The organism is Methylobacterium currus, from assembly GCF_003058325.1.
Lineage (GTDB): Bacteria > Pseudomonadota > Alphaproteobacteria > Rhizobiales > Beijerinckiaceae > Methylobacterium > Methylobacterium currus.
Map to the genome: position 1 here is coordinate 351,719 of NZ_CP028844.1, position 16,400 is coordinate 368,118.

The 16,400-nt window shown below is 71.8% G+C and carries 16 protein-coding genes and 1 other RNA gene; 9 read left to right on the forward strand and 8 right to left on the reverse strand.

Annotated features, from left to right (window positions below; translation table 11 throughout):
- The first annotated feature begins 182 nt into the window (after nt 1-182).
- Nucleotides 183-949 (forward strand): IS5 family transposase gene (locus tag DA075_RS31745; protein ID WP_099952440.1). Its coding sequence is split into 2 segments (ribosomal slippage): nt 183-498 and nt 498-949, totalling 768 coding nucleotides; the frame shifts between segments, so codons are not numbered across the junction.
- Between the two features lie 9 nt (nt 950-958).
- Here DA075_RS31745 and DA075_RS31750 read toward each other — a convergent pair.
- A complete protein-coding gene (locus DA075_RS31750; RefSeq protein WP_099957124.1) occupies nt 959-1,711 on the reverse strand; it encodes a lysophospholipid acyltransferase family protein in 753 nt (250 codons plus the stop codon).
- Nucleotides 1,712-1,969: 258 nt separating this feature from the next.
- On the opposite strand from DA075_RS31750, the gene DA075_RS31755 reads away from it, so the two are divergent.
- Nucleotides 1,970-2,989: a TRAP transporter substrate-binding protein gene (locus DA075_RS31755; protein WP_099957125.1), complete on the forward strand. Its 1,020-nt coding sequence runs from the start codon at nt 1,970-1,972 to the stop codon at nt 2,987-2,989.
- Nucleotides 2,990-3,038: 49 nt separating this feature from the next.
- Here the strand turns inward: DA075_RS31755 and DA075_RS31760 are convergent, their stop codons facing one another.
- The gene (locus DA075_RS31760) at nt 3,039-5,045 is read right to left on the reverse strand and encodes a putative bifunctional diguanylate cyclase/phosphodiesterase (protein ID WP_164712576.1); all 2,007 of its coding nucleotides are present in this window, start codon (nt 5,043-5,045) and stop codon (nt 3,039-3,041) included.
- Nucleotides 5,046-5,238: 193 nt separating this feature from the next.
- A complete protein-coding gene (gene guaA / locus DA075_RS31765) occupies nt 5,239-6,795 on the reverse strand; it encodes a glutamine-hydrolyzing GMP synthase (protein ID WP_099957127.1) in 1,557 nt (518 codons plus the stop codon).
- A 159-nt stretch (nt 6,796-6,954) separates the two neighbouring features.
- Here guaA and DA075_RS31770 point away from each other — a divergent pair, with 159 nt between their 5' ends.
- Nucleotides 6,955-7,191 (forward strand): hypothetical protein, encoded by a 237-nt coding sequence (locus DA075_RS31770; protein WP_099957128.1) that lies wholly within the window; start codon nt 6,955-6,957, stop codon nt 7,189-7,191.
- A 77-nt stretch (nt 7,192-7,268) separates the two neighbouring features.
- On the opposite strand, the gene DA075_RS31775 is transcribed toward DA075_RS31770, so the two are convergent.
- The 3 genes from DA075_RS31775 to DA075_RS31785 form a co-directional block, all read right to left on the reverse strand.
- On the reverse strand, nt 7,269-8,201 hold the full coding sequence (locus DA075_RS31775) for an alpha/beta fold hydrolase (RefSeq protein ID WP_210207091.1): 933 nt from the start codon (nt 8,199-8,201) through the stop codon (nt 7,269-7,271).
- A 106-nt stretch (nt 8,202-8,307) separates the two neighbouring features.
- Complete coding sequence (locus tag DA075_RS31780; protein WP_099957129.1) at nt 8,308-9,369, reverse strand: alpha/beta hydrolase; 1,062 nt, start codon at nt 9,367-9,369, stop codon at nt 8,308-8,310.
- Nucleotides 9,370-9,509: 140 nt separating this feature from the next.
- Nucleotides 9,510-10,802 (reverse strand): RsmB/NOP family class I SAM-dependent RNA methyltransferase, encoded by a 1,293-nt coding sequence (locus DA075_RS31785; RefSeq protein ID WP_099957130.1) that lies wholly within the window; start codon nt 10,800-10,802, stop codon nt 9,510-9,512.
- A gap of 126 nt (nt 10,803-10,928) precedes the next feature.
- Between DA075_RS31785 and DA075_RS31790 the strand changes: the two genes are divergently transcribed.
- Nucleotides 10,929-11,117 (forward strand): hypothetical protein, encoded by a 189-nt coding sequence (locus tag DA075_RS31790; RefSeq protein WP_093568853.1) that lies wholly within the window; start codon nt 10,929-10,931, stop codon nt 11,115-11,117.
- Between the two features lie 126 nt (nt 11,118-11,243).
- Here the strand turns inward: DA075_RS31790 and DA075_RS31795 are convergent, their stop codons facing one another.
- Complete coding sequence (locus DA075_RS31795) at nt 11,244-11,663, reverse strand: MAPEG family protein (RefSeq protein WP_099957131.1); 420 nt, start codon at nt 11,661-11,663, stop codon at nt 11,244-11,246.
- Between the two features lie 123 nt (nt 11,664-11,786).
- On the opposite strand from DA075_RS31795, the gene ssrS reads away from it, so the two are divergent.
- The 5 genes from ssrS (at nt 11,787) to DA075_RS31820 (ending at nt 15,586) form a co-directional block, all read left to right on the forward strand.
- A non-coding RNA gene (gene ssrS / locus DA075_RS31800) (6S RNA) lies at nt 11,787-11,945 on the forward strand.
- 10 nt (nt 11,946-11,955) lie between these two features.
- Nucleotides 11,956-12,546: a 5-formyltetrahydrofolate cyclo-ligase gene (locus tag DA075_RS31805; protein WP_099957132.1), complete on the forward strand. Its 591-nt coding sequence runs from the start codon at nt 11,956-11,958 to the stop codon at nt 12,544-12,546.
- 8 nt (nt 12,547-12,554) lie between these two features.
- A complete protein-coding gene (locus DA075_RS31810; protein WP_099957133.1) occupies nt 12,555-13,376 on the forward strand; it encodes a TIGR00282 family metallophosphoesterase in 822 nt (273 codons plus the stop codon).
- 145 nt (nt 13,377-13,521) lie between these two features.
- Complete coding sequence (locus DA075_RS31815) at nt 13,522-14,565, forward strand: MotA/TolQ/ExbB proton channel family protein (protein ID WP_099957134.1); 1,044 nt, start codon at nt 13,522-13,524, stop codon at nt 14,563-14,565.
- A 7-nt stretch (nt 14,566-14,572) separates the two neighbouring features.
- Nucleotides 14,573-15,586, forward strand: coding sequence for a peptidoglycan -binding protein (locus tag DA075_RS31820; protein ID WP_099957135.1), 1,014 nt, complete (start codon nt 14,573-14,575; stop codon nt 15,584-15,586).
- Between the two features lie 4 nt (nt 15,587-15,590).
- Here DA075_RS31820 and radC read toward each other — a convergent pair whose 3' ends face one another.
- The gene (radC, locus tag DA075_RS31825; protein ID WP_167456071.1) at nt 15,591-16,373 is read right to left on the reverse strand and encodes a RadC family protein; all 783 of its coding nucleotides are present in this window, start codon (nt 16,371-16,373) and stop codon (nt 15,591-15,593) included.
- Between the last annotated feature and the right edge of the window lie 27 nt (nt 16,374-16,400).

Here is a 16,400-nt window from a genome sequence, read left to right on the forward strand (position 1 = left end):
CGATACCGCACGAAGGTGCGAGATTCCGGGCCTTCCCGGCCACCTGTCCCAGGCTGTCCGACCCCGCCCTCATCCAGGAAACGAGACCGGGACGATGCCGGCGCACCGAACGGACTAGGGCCTGTTGTCGCTTGAACTCTCTGCGAGGATGAGCGTTTCCCCGCTTTGAGCGAGGAGACACGATGCTGACGGACGCTCAGTGGGCCGAACTGGAACCGCTGGTGGAAGCCTGCCGGCCCAAAGGCAAGACGCCGCCCCAAGAGCTGCGCCGCACGATCTCAGCCATCCTCTGGCGGCATCACAACGGCGCCTCTTGGAGGGCCATTCCAGCCGAGTTGGGTCCCTGGTGGCAGGCCGCCCAGATCTTCATCCGCTGGGCGCGCGCCGGCGTCTGGGAGCGGCTGCTCGACCTCGTGCAGAGCCGCGGCGTCGCGCTGGGCATGGTGTTTCTCGACGGCACGAACATTCGAGCCCACCAGAAGGCGGCGGGCGCGGCCAAAAGGGGGGATCTGGAGCCGAGCGAGACCATCGTGAAGCTCTTGGCCGCTCGCGTGGCGGCTATGGCACCAAGGCCTGCGTGATCGCCGATGGACGGGGCCGCCCCGTCGGTTTCCGCCTCGCGCCCGGTCAGGCGCATGAACTGCCCCACGCCCTTCCGCTGCTCGATCAACTGCCCGGGGTGCCGAAGTGGGTGGTGGCCGACCGTGGCTTCTCCAGCCACGGCTTTCGCGAGGCGATCTGGACCGCCGGGGCCCGGCCCGCGATCCCGACCAAGAGCAACGAGGCCCCGCTCGCCTGTCCTGACTGGATCTACACCAATCGCAACATCGTCGAGCGACTGTGGGCGCGCCTCAAGGAATGGCGGGCCGTTGCCACACGCTACGAGAAGACTGCCGTCAGCTTCATGGGCGTCCTCTGCCTCGCCGCTACGCTCCTCTGGATCAAGTGACGACAGGCCCTAGGTCTCCTGCGCCCGCATGGCGGCGCCGGCGGAGCCGGGCAGGCCCGCCTCCCGCACCAGGGTGTCCGAGGCGGTCTCGATCCGCTCCTGCAACTCGGCATAGAACGCGTCCCGCGGCAGGCCCGGCGGGATCGCGGGCAGGAACTCGATGATGGCGGTGCCGGGCCGGTAGGTCAGGCGGCGGCGGCCCCAGAACACCCCGGTATTGAGCGCGACCGGCAGGCACGGCACGCCGAGCCGGTCGTACATGTGGGCGACGCCGTACTTGTAGGCCGGGGGGGCGCCCGGAGCGCGCCGCGTGCCTTCGGGGAAGATGATCAGGCGGCGGCCGTCGGCCATGGCGGCGGCAGCCTCCTCGTTCATCAGCGCGAGCGCGCGCGAGCCCTTCGAGCGGTCGATCGCCACCATCTCGCTGCGGGCGAGATACCAGCCGAACAGCGGCAGCCACATCAGCTCGCGCTTGAGGATGTAGGTGAAGTCGTCGAGCACCGTGACGAGAGCCAGGGTCTCGAGGGCCGATTGGTGCTTGGCGGCGACCAGGCACGCCCCGGCCGGGCGGTGCTCGAGCCCGCGGAACTCGACCCGCAGGCCCACGATGGCCTCGAGCAGCCGGAGGATGATCCGGCCCCAGGTCTGGGCCAGCCACACCACGCTGCGCCGCGTGGCCAGGGCCGGCAGGCCGCCGATCAGCAGGATTGCGGTGACGACGTAGAAGGCGAGGGTGAACAGGATCGAGCGGACGAGGGACATGGCGGGCGGCAGAGAACCTTCGGGAAGACACCTTCGGGCCGGCGCCCGGGCGCCGTCCGCGTGACGGATCGAGCCCCTCCTTAGAGCATTTCGGCGCCCGCGCACCATTCGAATGCCGGCCGGTGCATCTAACAGGCGGCCGGCCGGCGGATGGGTGCCGGCAGGCGAGAAAACGTGCTTTAAGCCACGGCGGACCCGCGCGGGAGACGCGGGGAACGCCATCGGTCCCGGAATGCCGGACCTGACCAGGAGGACGCCATGACCACGCTCACGCGCCGCCGCGCGCTTCATCTCGCCGTTGCCGGCGCCGTCGCGGGCCCGGCGGTGCTGCGCATCACCCGGGCGCACGCGGCCGAGTTCACCCTGAAGGCCGCCAACAACACGCCGATCAGCCACCCGCTCACGGTCTACATGACCAAGGCCGCGGACGCGATCCGCGAGGAGACCGGCGGCAAGGTCGACATCAAGCTGTTTCCCAACAACCAGCTCGGCGGCGACACCGACATGCTGAGCCAGCTGCGCTCCGGCGCGCTGGAATTCTTCACCCTCTCGCCCCTGATCCTCGCCACCCTGGTGCCGGCCGCCTCGATCAGCGGCGTCGGCTTCGCCTGGGCCTCCTACGACAAGCTGTGGCCGGCGATGGACGGCGACCTCGGCGCCCATGTGCGGGCGCAGATCGAGAAGTCCGGCCTCTACGCCTTCGACCGCATCTGGGAGAACGGCTTCCGCCAGACCACCTCGTCGAGCCGGCCGATCCTGAAGCCGGAGGACTTCAAGGGCTTCAAGATCCGGGTCCCGCCGAGCCCGATGTGGACCTCGATGTTCAAGGCCTTCGACGCCGCCCCGATGACGATCAACTTCGCGGAAGTGTACTCGGCGTTGCAAACGAAGATCGCCGAGGGCCAGGAGAACCCGCTGACGCTGATCGACACGGCCAAGCTCTACGAGGTGCAGAAGCATCTCTCGAAGACCAACCACATGTGGGACGGCTTCTGGCTCCTGTCGAACGGCAAGGTCTGGCGCGGCCTACCGCAGGACGTGAAGACCGTGGTCGCCAAGCACTTCAACACGCAAGCCGTGGCGCAGCGCGAGGACATGCTCAAGCGCAGCAGCACCACCGAGCAGGACCTGCGCGCCCGCGGCCTGACCTTCCACGAGGTCGACACCAAGGCGTTCCAGGCCAAGCTGCAATCGGCCGGCTTCTACAAGGAGTGGAAGGGCAAGTTCGGCGACGATGCCTGGGCGCTCCTGGAGAAGCACACCGGCTCGATCGCCTGATCGTGGCGGCGCCCTGCGGGGCGTCCCGCCCTCACGTCCCGGCGGCGGGTCACGCCGCCGGGGCCGCGGCGGGAGGCGTCAGCACGGCGCGGCCGAACAGGTAGCCCTGCGCCTCGGTGAAGCCCTCCTCGTGGATCACCGCGAGCTGGGCCGGCGTCTCGACGCCCTCCGCCACCGTCTCGATGCCGAGGCGCCGGCCGAGCTCGGCCACGACGCCGACGATCGCCCGGCAATCCGGCCGCTCGACGGCGTCGCGCACGAACGAGGCGTCGAGCTTGATGCGGTCGAACGGATAGGCACGCAGCCGCCCGAGGGACGAGAAGCCGACGCCGAAATCGTCCAGCGAGATGCGCACCCCCATGGCATGGAGGAGCTGCAGGTCGTCGACGATACCCTCGGTGGTGTTGCTCAGCACCGTCTCGGTGATCTCGAGCTCGAGCCGCCGCGGGGCGAGGCCGGTCTGGCTCAGGATCTCGCCCACCGCCCGCGGCAGGCTGCCGTCGCCGAGCTGGCGCACCGAGACGTTGACGCAGATCCGGGCCGGCTCGGGCCAGGCAGCGGCGTCGCGGCACGCCCGGTCGAGCACCCACAGGCCGAGCGTCCGGATCAGGTCCGACTTCTCGGCGATCGGGATGAATTTTCGCGGTGGGACGGGACCGCGCTCGGGATGCGTCCAGCGCAGAAGCGCCTCCTGGGCGCTGACCCCGCCATGGGCCAGGCCGATGATCGGCTGGTAGGCGACGCCGAGCTGGCCGGCCGCGACGGCGTGCCGGAGATCCTGTTCGAGGCGCTCCTCGTCGCTGCGCTCGGTCTCCAGCTCCGGGGTGAACGAGCGCCAGGCGGCCTTGCCGGCGCTCTTGGCGGCGTAGAGGGCGCAATCGGCCTGGTGCAGCATGGCGTCGGGCGTCGAGGCGCCCTCCGCGAAGGCGATGCCGATGCTGGCGGTGACGTGGCACGGCCGCTGGCCCTCGATCGCGTAGGGCCGGGCGAGCTCGATCAGCAGCCCCTCGGCGAGCGGCACCGCCAGGTCACCCGCCATCCCCGGGAGCAGCAGGGCGAACTCGTCGCCGCCGAACCGGGCGGCCAGCCCGGCCTGCGGCAGCGCCCGGCGCAGGCGTTCGGCCACCTGCTGCAGCAGGGCATCGCCTGCCTGGTGCCCGAAATCGTCGTTGACGGCCTTGAAGCCGTCGAGGTCGAGGAACAGGAGCGCGGTGCCGGCCGGAAGCGACTCGTCGGCGGCGCTCTCGCGCAGGCGCCGCCACAGCATCGCCCGGTTGGCGAGGCCGGTCAGCGCGTCGTGATGGGCGAGCCGGCTGATCTCCAGCTCCGCCTCACGTTGGCGTGTCACATCGTCGAAGGTGACGACGAACGCGCCGCCCGGGACGCCCCGGCGCACCAGGGCGATCGCCCGCCCGTCCGGCGTCGGGACCACCACCGTCTCGCCGCGGGCGAGCATGGCCTCGTCCGCGGCGAGCAGGGCGGCGCCCTCCGCCTCCGGCCCCGCGAAGGCGAGGGCCCAGATCTCCTCGATCGGCGCCCCGACCAGGTCGCGCCCGCCGGCCGCCGTGAACATCGCGGAGAAGCGCTGGTTGAGGAGCCGCACCTTGCCGTCGGCGTCGAACAGGCACAGCCCCTGCGACATGGTCGAGAGGGCGAGGTCGAGGATCAGCGCCAACGCCTGGAACTGGCTGCCCTCCTCCTCGCGCGGGGTCGCGTCGCGGATGATCTGGGCGAAGCCGGCGAGCCCGTTGCCGTCGTCGCGCAGAGCCGCGATGACCGTATGGGCGCGGAACCGGCTGCCGTCGCGTCGCGGCCACCATCCTTCCGTCTCGTAGCGCCCGGCCTCCCGCGCCGCCGCGAGCGCCGCGGCGCTCTCCTCGGGCGATTCGCCATACGCGAAGGCGCGGCCGATCACCTCCGCGGCCGGATAGCCGGTCAGACGCTCGGCACCCGGGTTCCAGGCCGCGACCCGCCCGACCGGGTCGAGGAGGCACAGGGCGTGGTCGGTCGCGTTCCAGACGAGGCGGGAACAGGCATCGTGGAGAGCGGAGCCCACATCCGATTCGTCCTCGCGGACCGCGCTCGCTTCACTCCGCATCGTCACACGCCCCGTCGCGCCGCAGCGAGGTCCTGCCGCGCGCATCTCCGAGGCGTTACGCTATGACATTTGGTGCCGGAGGTTGAGTCGCATTCTCGGCTTATGCCCCGCTGCCGGACCGGCGTCACCTTCGCAACGACGTGGCGATCCCTCACTCCCACTCGATCGTGCCGGGGGGCTTGGAGGTGATGTCGTAGGTCACCCGGTTGATGCCCTTGACCTCGTTGATGATCCGGGTCGCGACCCGGCCCAGGAACGCCATGTCGAAGGGATAGAAATCCGCCGTCATGCCGTCGACCGAGGTGACGGCGCGCAGGGCGCAGACATGGTCGTAGGTACGCCCGTCGCCCATCACGCCGACGGTCTTGACCGGCAGGATCACCGCGAAGGCCTGCCAGATCGTATCGTAGAGGCCGGCCTTGCGGATCTCTTCCAGGTAGATCGCGTCGGCCTTGCGCAGGGCGTCGAGCTTCTCGCCCGTGATCTCGCCGGGGCAGCGGATGGCGAGGCCCGGGCCCGGGAAGGGATGGCGGCCGACGAAGGCCTCGGGCAGGCCGAGCTCGCGGCCGAGCACCCGCACCTCGTCCTTGAACAGCTCGCGCAGGGGCTCGACGAGCTTCATGTTCATGCGGGCGGGCAGTCCGCCGACATTGTGGTGGCTCTTGATGGTCACCGAGGGGCCGCCGGTGAACGACACGCTCTCGATCACGTCGGGATAGAGCGTTCCCTGCGCCAGGAAATCGGCCCCGCCGATCTTCTTGGCCTCCGCCTCGAACACGTCGATGAACAGGCGCCCGATCGTCTTGCGCTTGACCTCCGGGTCCGTGACCCCGGCGAGCTCGCCGAGGAACAGGTCCGAGGCCTGCACGTGGACGAGGGGGATGTTGTAGTGGTCGCGGAAGAGGCGCACCACCTCCTCGGCCTCGCCCTGGCGCAGGAGGCCGTGATCGACGAAGACGCAAGTGAGCTGCTCGCCGATCGCCTCGTGGATCAGCACCGCCGCCACCGCCGAATCGACGCCGCCCGAGAGGCCGCACAGCACCTTCGCGCCGCCGACCTGGGCGCGGATGCGCTCGATTGCCTCCTCGCGGAAGGCGGCCATCGACCAGTCGCCGGTGCAGCCGGCGATGTCGCGCACGAAGTTGCGGATCAGCAGGGCGCCGTGGGGGGTATGCGCCACCTCGGGGTGGAACTGCACCGCATAGAACTTGCGGTCCTCGTCGGCCACCGCCGCGAAGGGGGCGTTCGCCGAGATCGCCACGGTGGTGAAGCCGTCCGGCAGCTTCGTCACCCGATCGCCGTGGCTCATCCAGACCGGGTATTTCTCCCCGACGTGCCAGACGCCGCGGAAGAGCGCGCTGTCGGCGATGATCTCGACCTCGGCTCGGCCGAACTCGGCGTGGTGCCCGCCCTCGACCTCGCCGCCGAGCTGCGCCGCCATGGTCTGCTCGCCGTAGCAGATGCCGAGCACCGGCACGCCGGCCTCGAACACCGCCTGCGGCGCCCGCGGCGAGGATTCGACCGTGACCGATTCCGGCCCGCCCGACAGGATCACCGCCCGCGGCTTCATCGCCGCGAAGGCCGCCTCGGCCGCCTGGAACGGCACGATCTCGGAATAGACCCCCTCCTCACGCACCCGTCGGGCGATGAGCTGGGTCACCTGGCTGCCGAAATCGATGATGAGGATCTTGTCGTGCTCGGTCGTCATGCGACGATGAGTTAGACGAGGGCCGGCCCGCGCGCAACGCGTCGCGGAGCGGGTCCCGGGTGCAATCACGGCATTGAGGCGCGTGCACGGCATTAACCGGACGTTCATGAGCTAACAGCGATCGAGGCGCCCCCAACCCACCAGACAGGGAGCCTCGCCATGCGAGCCATCGTCCTCGGGATCGCCGCCGCCCTCGCCACCGGCCTGAGCCTCGCGCCGGCCTCGGCCATGCCGGTCGTCTCCGGCCACGCGGTCGCGCCCGCCGCATCGATCGAGCAGGCGCAGTACGTCACCCGCCGGGTGGTCCGCCGCGGTCCGCGCTGCACGGTCCAGGTGACCCGCACGCGCGGCCCGTTCGGCCGGGTGGTGGTGCGCAAGGTGCGCCGCTGCTTCTGACGCAGACCGAGATCTGAGGGGGCGGCCCCGCGCGGCGGGGCCGCCCTTTTTCGTGCGGGCGGTTCAGCGTGGCCGGTTCACTGCGGCCAGACCGCCAGCAGCGCCCGCAACGCCGCCACGAAGGCGAGCGGCTGGTCGACCATCACGTGGTGGTAGGCCTCCGGCAGGTCGACCCTCGGCGAGCCCGGCGGCAGCAGGCCCTGGACGTAAGCCGCATCGGCCGGGCGCATCAGGTCCGAGCGGTCGCCGGTGACGAGGGCCAAGGGGCAGCGGGCCCCGCGCACCATCGCGGCCCGGTCCGGCAGAGCGAGGCGCGCCCACATCGACGGATCGAAGCGCCAGCTCCAGCCGCCCTCGACCTCCCTCAGGGATTCCCGGGCGATGAGATCGGCGATGTAGAGCTTGTCGCAGGGCTGCATCGGCGCGAACCGGAACCGCGCCAGCGCCTCCTCCAGGGTCGCGTAGATCCGGTGGGCCGCGAAGCGGCCGTCCTCGCGCCGGCGCCCGGTGCGGCGCTCCGGCGAGAAGATCGGCGGATCGACGATCACGGCGCCGCGCCAGCGCCCCGCTTCCCGCCCCGCCTCGGTCAGCATCGGGAAGCAGCCGAAGGAGTGCCCCACCATGACGGGCGTCCCGGCGACGAACAGGCCCGCCTCCTGCGCCACCGCCTCGATCTCGTCGGCGAAGGTGTCGAGGTCGTAAGTCTCGCGCCAGTCCGAGCCGCCCATCCCGGACCAGGACAGGGCCGCGACCCGGTGATCCTGCGCGAGGTACGGCGCGGTGAAGCGCCACCAGCCCGCATGCGCTCCGTTGCCGTGCAAGAGCATCAGCCCCGGCCGGCCGCGCTCGCCCCAGGCGAAGGTCTCGAGGCGGGCGCCCTTCACCGTGATGCGCCCGGTCTCCGGCACGACCGCGACCGCATTCCGGAACCAGGACGGGGCCGGTGGAGCCTCGCCCTGGAGATGGGCGAGCGGGGCGGAGAGGTTCGGGTCGGGGGGCAGATCGGTCACGGATCCGATGATGCGGCGGGGCCGGATCTGGTGTCAATCGTGATTGGAAGAACCAGTATGGCCTTTCCGCCAAATGAAGGATGCAAACATTCGAAATTCCGGTCTCTTACGCCCGGATGAATCCCCGTCGCCGGGCCCAAGTCGCGAACAGGCCCGGCCAGGCCGCCGCCGGCGATCCCGGCACGCCCAGGTTGAAGCCGTGGCCGCCGCGCTCGAACAGATGCATCTCCACCGGCACCTCGACGGCCCGGAGGGCCGCGAACATCAGCAGGGAGTTGTCGACGACCGCGATCGGGTCGTCCGCGGCCTGGGCCAGGAAGGTCGGCGGGGTCTCGGGCGGAACGTGGGTCTCGACCGAGTAGGCATCGGTGGCGACGCGGGTCGGGCTCTCGCCGACGAGGACGCGGCGGCTCGAGGTGCGGTCGAAGGGCGGCTTCAGGGTGATGACCGGGTAGATCAGCGCCGCGACGTCGGGCCGGGCCGAGACCGCGTCGTCCTCGTCGACGGGCCGGTAGAGAGCTGAAGCGAAGCGGGTGCTGGCGGCGCCCATCAGGTGGCCGCCGGCGGAGAAGCCCATGACCCCGATCCGGTTCGTCTCGTAGCCGTAGCGCCGGGCCCGGGCCCGCACCAGGCGCAAAGCCCGCTGGGCGTCCTGGATCGGCGCGTCGGCCCCCACCGCCCAGCCCTCGCCCGGCAGCCGGTAGACCAGCGCGAAGGCGGTGACGCCGAGGCTGTTGAGCCAGCGCCCCACCGGCACCGCCTCGTGGCCGAGATCGATGCGGCGATAGCCGCCCCCGGCGGCGATCACCATCGCGGTGCCGGTCGAGCGTGCGGGGCGCATCACCAGCAGGCAGGGCTCGGCCACGCCGGTGACCACGCCCTCGCGGCTCTCGTCGAAGCGCGGCCCGTCCGGATCGGGGCCCCCGCCCCCCGGCGGCCTGCCGGGCCAGAGCCGCATCACCTCCAGGGTGGCGCCCGGAGCAGTCCCGGGCGGCGCGTCATGCGCCAAGGGATTCACGGGCTCCAGGGGCTTCGCCTGTCCCAAGGGTGTCGCCTGCGGCTTTCCCTCGGGAAGGGGGTCCTGATCCACCGGCCTCTCCTGCGCGGCGGCGGGCGCGAGGGCGAGGGCGGCCGCTCCCGTGAGCAACGTCCTGCGATGCAGCGCCATGCCGACCGTCCGATACTCTCGAAGACCCCGACCATGCCCCAGGGCACGTCCGCTCTCAGGCTTTCCGACCCTAAGCCAAGCCGCCGGAGATGCACGGCAGAAAAGAACCGAGCCGGACCGGCGCTGCGCCGGGCCGACGGTCAGGGACGAGCGGGCCCACGCTCCAGGAGCGCGACGTAGAAGCCGTCGGTGCCGGTCCGCTCCGGGCTCATCTGGATGCCGTGGGCGGTGCGGCGCACCTTGGGCGCGACCTCCGCCGGCAGGTCGAGGGGCTGAGGTTTCAGGTCGTCGCGCCGGCCGGCGAGCCCGGCTACCGCGGCGTCGTTCTCCTCCGGCAGGAGCGAGCAGGTGACGTAGACGAGGCGCCCGCCTGGCCGCACCAGGCGCGCGGCGCGATCGAGCACCGCTTCCTGCTCCGCCACCCGCGTGGCGAGGCTGCCGGGGCGCAGGCGCCACTTGGCGTCCGGGTTGCGCCGCCAGGTGCCCGAGCCGGTGCAGGGCGCGTCGACCAGGACGAGGTCGGCGGTGCCGTCGAGATCGGTCAGAACATCGGGCCGTCCCTTGCCGCCGCGGGGCGTGCGCACCTCGGCGACCGCACCGGCCCGGCGCAGGCGCTCGTGGATGGGGGCGAGGCGCCGCGGGTCGCCGTCGGTGGCGATGAGCCGGCCCTCGTTGTTCATCAGGGCGGCGAGCGCCAGGGTCTTGCCGCCGCCGCCGGCACAGAGGTCGACCACCGTCATGCCGGGCTTCGCCCCGGAGAGGCGGGCGGCGAGCTGCGAGCCCTCGTCCTGGATCTCGAACCAGCCTTCCAGAAATTCCGGCTCGACATGGAGCGCCGGTCCGCGCCCGTCCTCGCCGAGCGGCACCCGCAACCCGTCCGGCGAGAGCGGCGTCGGCTCGGGCGAGAGATGGGCGAGCGCCTCGCGCGTGCCCTCGCGGGTCGCCTTCAGGGTGTTGACCCGGATGTCGAGGGGCGCGCGGCGGGCGAGCGCGCGCAATTCGGGCAGGAGATCGTCGCCGAGCGCGGTCGCGAGGGAGGGCACCACCCATTCGGGCACGTCGCCGGCGACGTGAACCGGAGCCTCGTTGAGCGTCCCGGTCTCGAGCCGGGCCCGCTCGGCCTCGGTCAGGGGCGCCGGAGCGAAGCGCTCGCCGGTGAAGAGACCCGCGACGGTCTGGGCGGCGAGGCCGCGCTGCAGCCGCAGCGAGCCGATCAGCACGGCGCGCGGGCTGTCCTCGCCCATGATCCAGGCGGCGGAGGCGCGACGGCGCAGGGCGTCGTAGACCAGGGTGGCGATGGTGGCGCGGTCGCCCGAGCCGGCGAAGCGGTGGGCAAGGCCCCAATCCTTCAGGGCGTCGGCCACCGGGCGGCGGCGCTCGGCGATGTCGGCCAGGACCTCGATGGCGGCGGAGAGGCGGGCGCCGGGGGTCATCGCGACACCGCCGATCGTGAAAAAGCCAGGTTCGTGCCGCGGGTCCGGCCCATCACGGCCAAGCTTTCGGCTCCGACCGCCCCGACACCTTGGCCGCTCCACCCGCAGAGCCGGAGTTCCGCTCGCATGATCCGTCGTTCCATCCCGTCCGCCCTCGCCGTGAGTCTCGCCGGCCTGATCGCGCTGGCGGCCGGCGCCTGCGCCACCGCCCCGGCGGCGCCGGCCGTCGACCTCACCCCGCCGCCGCCCCGGCCCTACGACGCCAAGACGCAGCTCGAATACGGCAACCCGCCGCCGCGGGCCCCGCGCTACTGAGTGAACTCACGAAACCCCCGCCGCGCTGGCGCCGCAGCAGAGTGCGACGACGGCGATCGGGAGTTTGACGTGAGACACTTGTAGAGGCCCCTTACCCTCCTCGCGCCAGGATGGCGAGAAGCCGCCTCAGGCGAGGAGGACCCGCACGGCGAAGATCAGCCACATCGCCATCAGGACGAGAGCGCCGGCGAGGAAGGCCTGGAAGCGCCGGATCACCACGTTGCTGGTGGCGTAGATCCCCGCATGGACGATCCGGGTCAGCACGAACAGCCAGGCGAGGCCGACGAACAGGTGATCGGCCTCGGCCGTCGCCAGCGCGAGCCCGGTCAGGACGTAGAACAGGACCGGCAGCTCGAACTGGTTGGCGAAGGCGTTCGAGACCTGCTGCACCGGGGCGGGCCAGCTGCGCTCGCCGCGCGAGATGTCACCGAGCTTGACCTGTCCCGCCCGCGCCGCGGCGAAGCGCGCCCGCCCGGTCCAGAGCAGCAGGCAGAAGGTCAAGAGAACCTGGACGAAGACGGGGGCAAGGACGGCTTTGGGGCTCATGGTGCCTCGATGCGCGGGGGGAAAGACCGACGGGCCGAGGATCCGGCCGGCCTTCCGCTCGCCGGCGCAAATCCCCCCGGCCGCCCCCTTTCGCAACCGCCTCCGCGGCGCTACATGAGGTCGGCGGGGCTGCGGTTCTCGTCAGGAGACACATATCCCCGGGGCCTTATCGACTCCCTCGGGAGCTGTCACTGCCCTGGTCCGTGGACCGGGGCATTACGGCGCCCACCTACTTCGTAGGTTTCCCGGGATCGATTCTCCAACGGCTCTCGTGGCTCCGCGCTGGACTGACATGACGACGGACGTTTCCCCCGCCTCCCCGGACAAGGCCGCCCTGCGCAAGGCGGCCCTGGCGCGGCGGGACGGGCTGGCGGTCGAGGTCCGCGAGGACGCCTCCCGCCGCATCGCCGAGACGGTCCTGGGTCTTCCCGAGATTTCCGATGCCGCGCTGGTGGCGGCCTACTGGCCGATCCGCAGCGAGGTCGACGTCCGTCCGCTGATCGGCGCCTTGCGCGCCCGCGGCCAGGCGGTGGCCCTGCCGCAGGTCACGCCCGACGGGCTGGTCTTCCGCCTCGCCGCGGAGAACCAGGCGCTCGCCGCCGGCGGCTTCGGCCTGAGCGAGCCAGGGCCCGATTCGCCCGCCGTCGCGCCCCGCGTGCTGCTGGTGCCGCTCGCCGCCTTTGACCGGCGCGGCCACCGCATCGGCTACGGCAAGGGCTATTACGACCGGGCGCTGGCCCGCCTCGACGCCACGGGGCGCACGCTGGCCCTCGGCATCGCGTTCTCGGCGCAGGAGACCCCCCTCGTGCCGGACGGCCCGCACGACCGGCCCCTCGACGGGATCGTGACCGAGGCGGGCCTCATCCACCCCACCGGAGACTGATTCCCGCCATGCGCCTCCTCTTTCTCGGCGACATCGTCGGCCGGCCGGGCCGCCTGGCGGTGAGCGAGCGCCTGCCGGCGTTGCGCGAGCGCTGGCGCCTCGACTGCGTGGTGATCAACGGCGAGAACGCCGCCGGCGGCTTCGGCATCACCGAGAGCATCTGCGACGAACTGATCAATGCCGGCGCCGACGCGGTGACGCTCGGCAACCACTCCTTCGACCAGCGCGAGGCCCTGGTCTTCATCGCCCGCCAGCCGCGGCTGGTGCGCCCGGCGAACTACCCGCCCGGCACCCCGGGCCGCGGCGCCACCGTGGTCGAAACCCAGAGCGGAGCCCGGGTCCTCGTCGTCAACGTGATGGGGCGGATCTTCCTCGATCCCCTCGACGATCCCTTCGCGGCGGCCGAGCGCGAATTGTCGGCCTGCCCCCTGCGCGACGCCGCCGACGCGGTGATCGTCGACGTGCATGCCGAGGCGACGAGCGAGAAGGAAGCCTTCGGCTGGTTCCTCGACGGACGGGCAAGCCTCGTCGTCGGCACCCACACCCATGTGCCGACCGCCGACCATCGCATCCTGCCGGGCGGCACCGCCTACATGTCGGATGTCGGCATGTGCGGCGACTACGATTCGGTGCTCGGCATGCAGAAGGACGAGCCGGTGCGCCGCTTCCTGCAGAAGACCCCGGGCAGCCGGCTCGAAGCCGCGACCGGCGAGGGCACCCTGTGCGGCCTCGCGGTCGAGACCGACGACGCCACCGGCCTCGCCCGCCGGGTGAGCCCGGTCCGCCTCGGGCCCCATCTCGAGGAAACCTGGCCGCAACACTGGGAGTGAATCCCTCGAACCCCCGTACTGCTCCGGCTTGATCGACCCGGCGGCACCCGGCACAGTGCCGGCGGTTCCCGTCGGCTTCGTTCAGCGGGAGCGACCAGTCAGCCTGCGGACGATCCCTCGCCCGCGACAGTGAGTACGGCCCGCGATGGCGGCGAGCGCTGCGACCCTTCCCCTGACGTCGCCGCGGATCTACCTCATCCGCATGGCGGTGTTCCTCACGCTGGCCGGCTTCCTGGCCTTCGTGCTCTATCGCCAGATCGTGCCGGCCTTCATGGCCAATCCGGGCCTGAACGGCCTGATCCTCGGCGCGACCCTGATCGCCATCATCATGGCCTTCGGGCAGGTGCAGCGCCTCTTCCGCGAGGTCCGCTTCGCCAACCGCACCGCGACGGGCGCCGCCGAGCCCGGCACCCCCCGGGTGCTGAGCGCGCTGGCGCCGGCGCTCCGCGAGGCGAAGGCCGGCCGGCCGCACCCGCAGGCGCAGTTCCAGCCGCTCCTCGACACCGTGGCCTCGCGCCTCGACGAGGGGCGCGAGATCCTGCGCTACATCGGCGGCCTGCTGATCCTGCTCGGCCTGCTCGGCACCTTCTGGGGCCTGATCGACACGCTCTCGGCGGTGGGCGGCGTGATCCGCTCGATGCGGGCCGGCGGCGGCGACGCGGCGGTGATGTTCGACGAATTGAAGAGCGGCCTCGCGGTGCCGCTCTCCGGCATCGGCCTCGCCTTCTCGGCCTCGCTGTTCGGCCTCGCCGGCTCGCTGGTGATCGGCTTCCTCGACCTCCAGGCGGGCCAGGCCCATACCCGGTTCTACAACGAGCTGGAGGATTGGCTCGTCACCGCCGCCGGCCCTGCGCCCGCGCCGGTGCCGGTGCCCGTCACGGTCCCGGCCGCCGCGGCGCTCGCCGCCTCGGCCGCACCGCGCCCGCCCGAGCCCTCGCCGCAGGGCGACGCGGTGCTGAAGGACGTCGCCGATGCGATGACGCGCCTCGGCACGCTGGTCGGCGACAGCACCACCCACGGCCGGGCCAGCACCCAGGCGATGGCGAACCTCGCCGAGGGTATCCAGGGCCTCGTCCAGCACATGCGGGCCGAGCAGCAGATGATCCGCGACTGGGTCGAGGCGCAGGCGGCCCGCGAGCGCGAGCTGAAGCAGGTGCTCGACCGCCTCGCCCGCGAGAAGGTGGAGTGAGAACCTGATGGCCGGCCGCCTCGTCCGGCGCGACCGCGCCCTCAATGTCTGGCCCGGCTACGTCGACGCGCTGACGACGCTGCTGCTCTCGGTCGTCTTCCTGCTCACCATCTTCGTCACCGGCCAGTTCTTCCTGTCGCAGGAACTGTCGGGCCGCGACACGGTGCTGGAGCGGCTGAATCGCCAGCTCTCCGAGCTCACCGACCTCCTGGCGCTGGAGCGCTCCGGCAAGCGGGCGCTGGAGGAGACCGCCGCCGGCTTGCGGGCGAACCTGTCCGGCTCCGAGGCCGAGCGGACGCGGCTGCAAGGGCTGCTCGCCACCGGCCAGGGCGCGGAAGGCAAGGCCGCCGAGCTCGGCCGCCAGCTCGACGCCGAGAAGGGCGCCACCGCCCGCGCCTTGAGCCAGGTCGACCTGTTGACCCAGCAGATCTCGGCGATGCGCCAGCAGCTCGCGGCCCTGGAGGACGCGCTCGCCGCCTCCGAGACCCGCGACCGCGAGAGCCAGGCCCGCATCGCCGATCTCGGCAGCCGCCTCAACGTGGCGCTCGCCCAGAGGGTGCAGGAGCTGGCGCGCTACCGCTCGGACTTTTTCGGGCGCCTGCGCCAGATCCTCGGCAACCGCCCCGACATCCGCATCGTCGGCGACCGCTTCGTGCTGCAATCCGAGGTGCTGTTCTCCGCCGGCCAGGCGGTGCTGAAGCCCGAGGCCGGGCCGGAGATCGACCGGATCGCCAGCGCGATCCTGGAGCTCAACCGCCAGATCCCGGCCGACATCCCGTGGGTGCTGCGGGTCGACGGCCATACCGACGCGCGGCCGATCGCGTCGTCGCAATTCCCGTCGAACTGGGCGCTCTCGGCTGCCCGCGCCATCGCGGTGGTGCAGTACCTCGTCGGAAAGGGCATCCCGCCCCAGCGCCTGCTGGCCGGCGCCTTCGGCGAGTTCCAGCCCCTCGATGCCGGGACGAGCGAGGAGGCCTATGCGCGCAACCGGCGCATCGAGATGAAGCTGACGGAGCGGTAGGAGCTCAGATCAGCTTCAGGCCGCGGAAGCTCGCGTGCCCGTCCCGCCCGACGATGATGTGGTCGTGCACCACGATGCCGAGGGGCCCGGCCACCGCGACGATGTCGCGGGTCATCTTGATGTCGGCCTGGGACGGGGTCGGATCGCCCGAGGGATGGTTGTGGACCAGGATCAGGGCGGTGGCGGAGAGTTCGAGCGCCCGGCGCACCACCTCGCGGGGATAGACCGGGGTGTGGTCGACGGTGCCGCGCCCCTGCACCTCGTCGGCGATCAGGCGGTTGCGCTTGTCGAGGAAGAGCAGCCGGAATTCTTCGCGCGGCGCGAAGGCCATCGCGGCCCGGCAATAATCGATCACCGCGGCCCAGGATGAGAGCAGCGTGCGCTCTGCCACCGCGCCGCGGGCCAGCCGCCGACCGGCGGCCTCCATGATCTTGAGATCGGTGACGACCGACGGGCCGATGCCGTCGACCTCGAGCAGCCGCTCGGCCGGGGCGCTGATCACCTCGGCGAAGCTGCCGAAGCGGGCGATCAACGCCTTGGCGATCGGCTTCACGTCCCGGCGCGGGATGGCGCGGAACAGAACCAGCTCCAGGAACTCGTAATCCGGCAGCGTGTCCCCTTGCGCGAAGCGGGCGCGGAGGCGGTCGCGGTGGCCGTGGTAATGCGGCTCCTCCGCCTTGCTCTCGGGGGTCTTGCCCTCTTGCGCCTTGCCCTCCTGCGCCTTCACCCCGGGCGCGGAACCGCCGGCCTCCGCGAAACCGGGATGGGTGCGGGGCGGGCGGGCCATGGCGGGGCTTGGCGAAGGGAGGGCTTG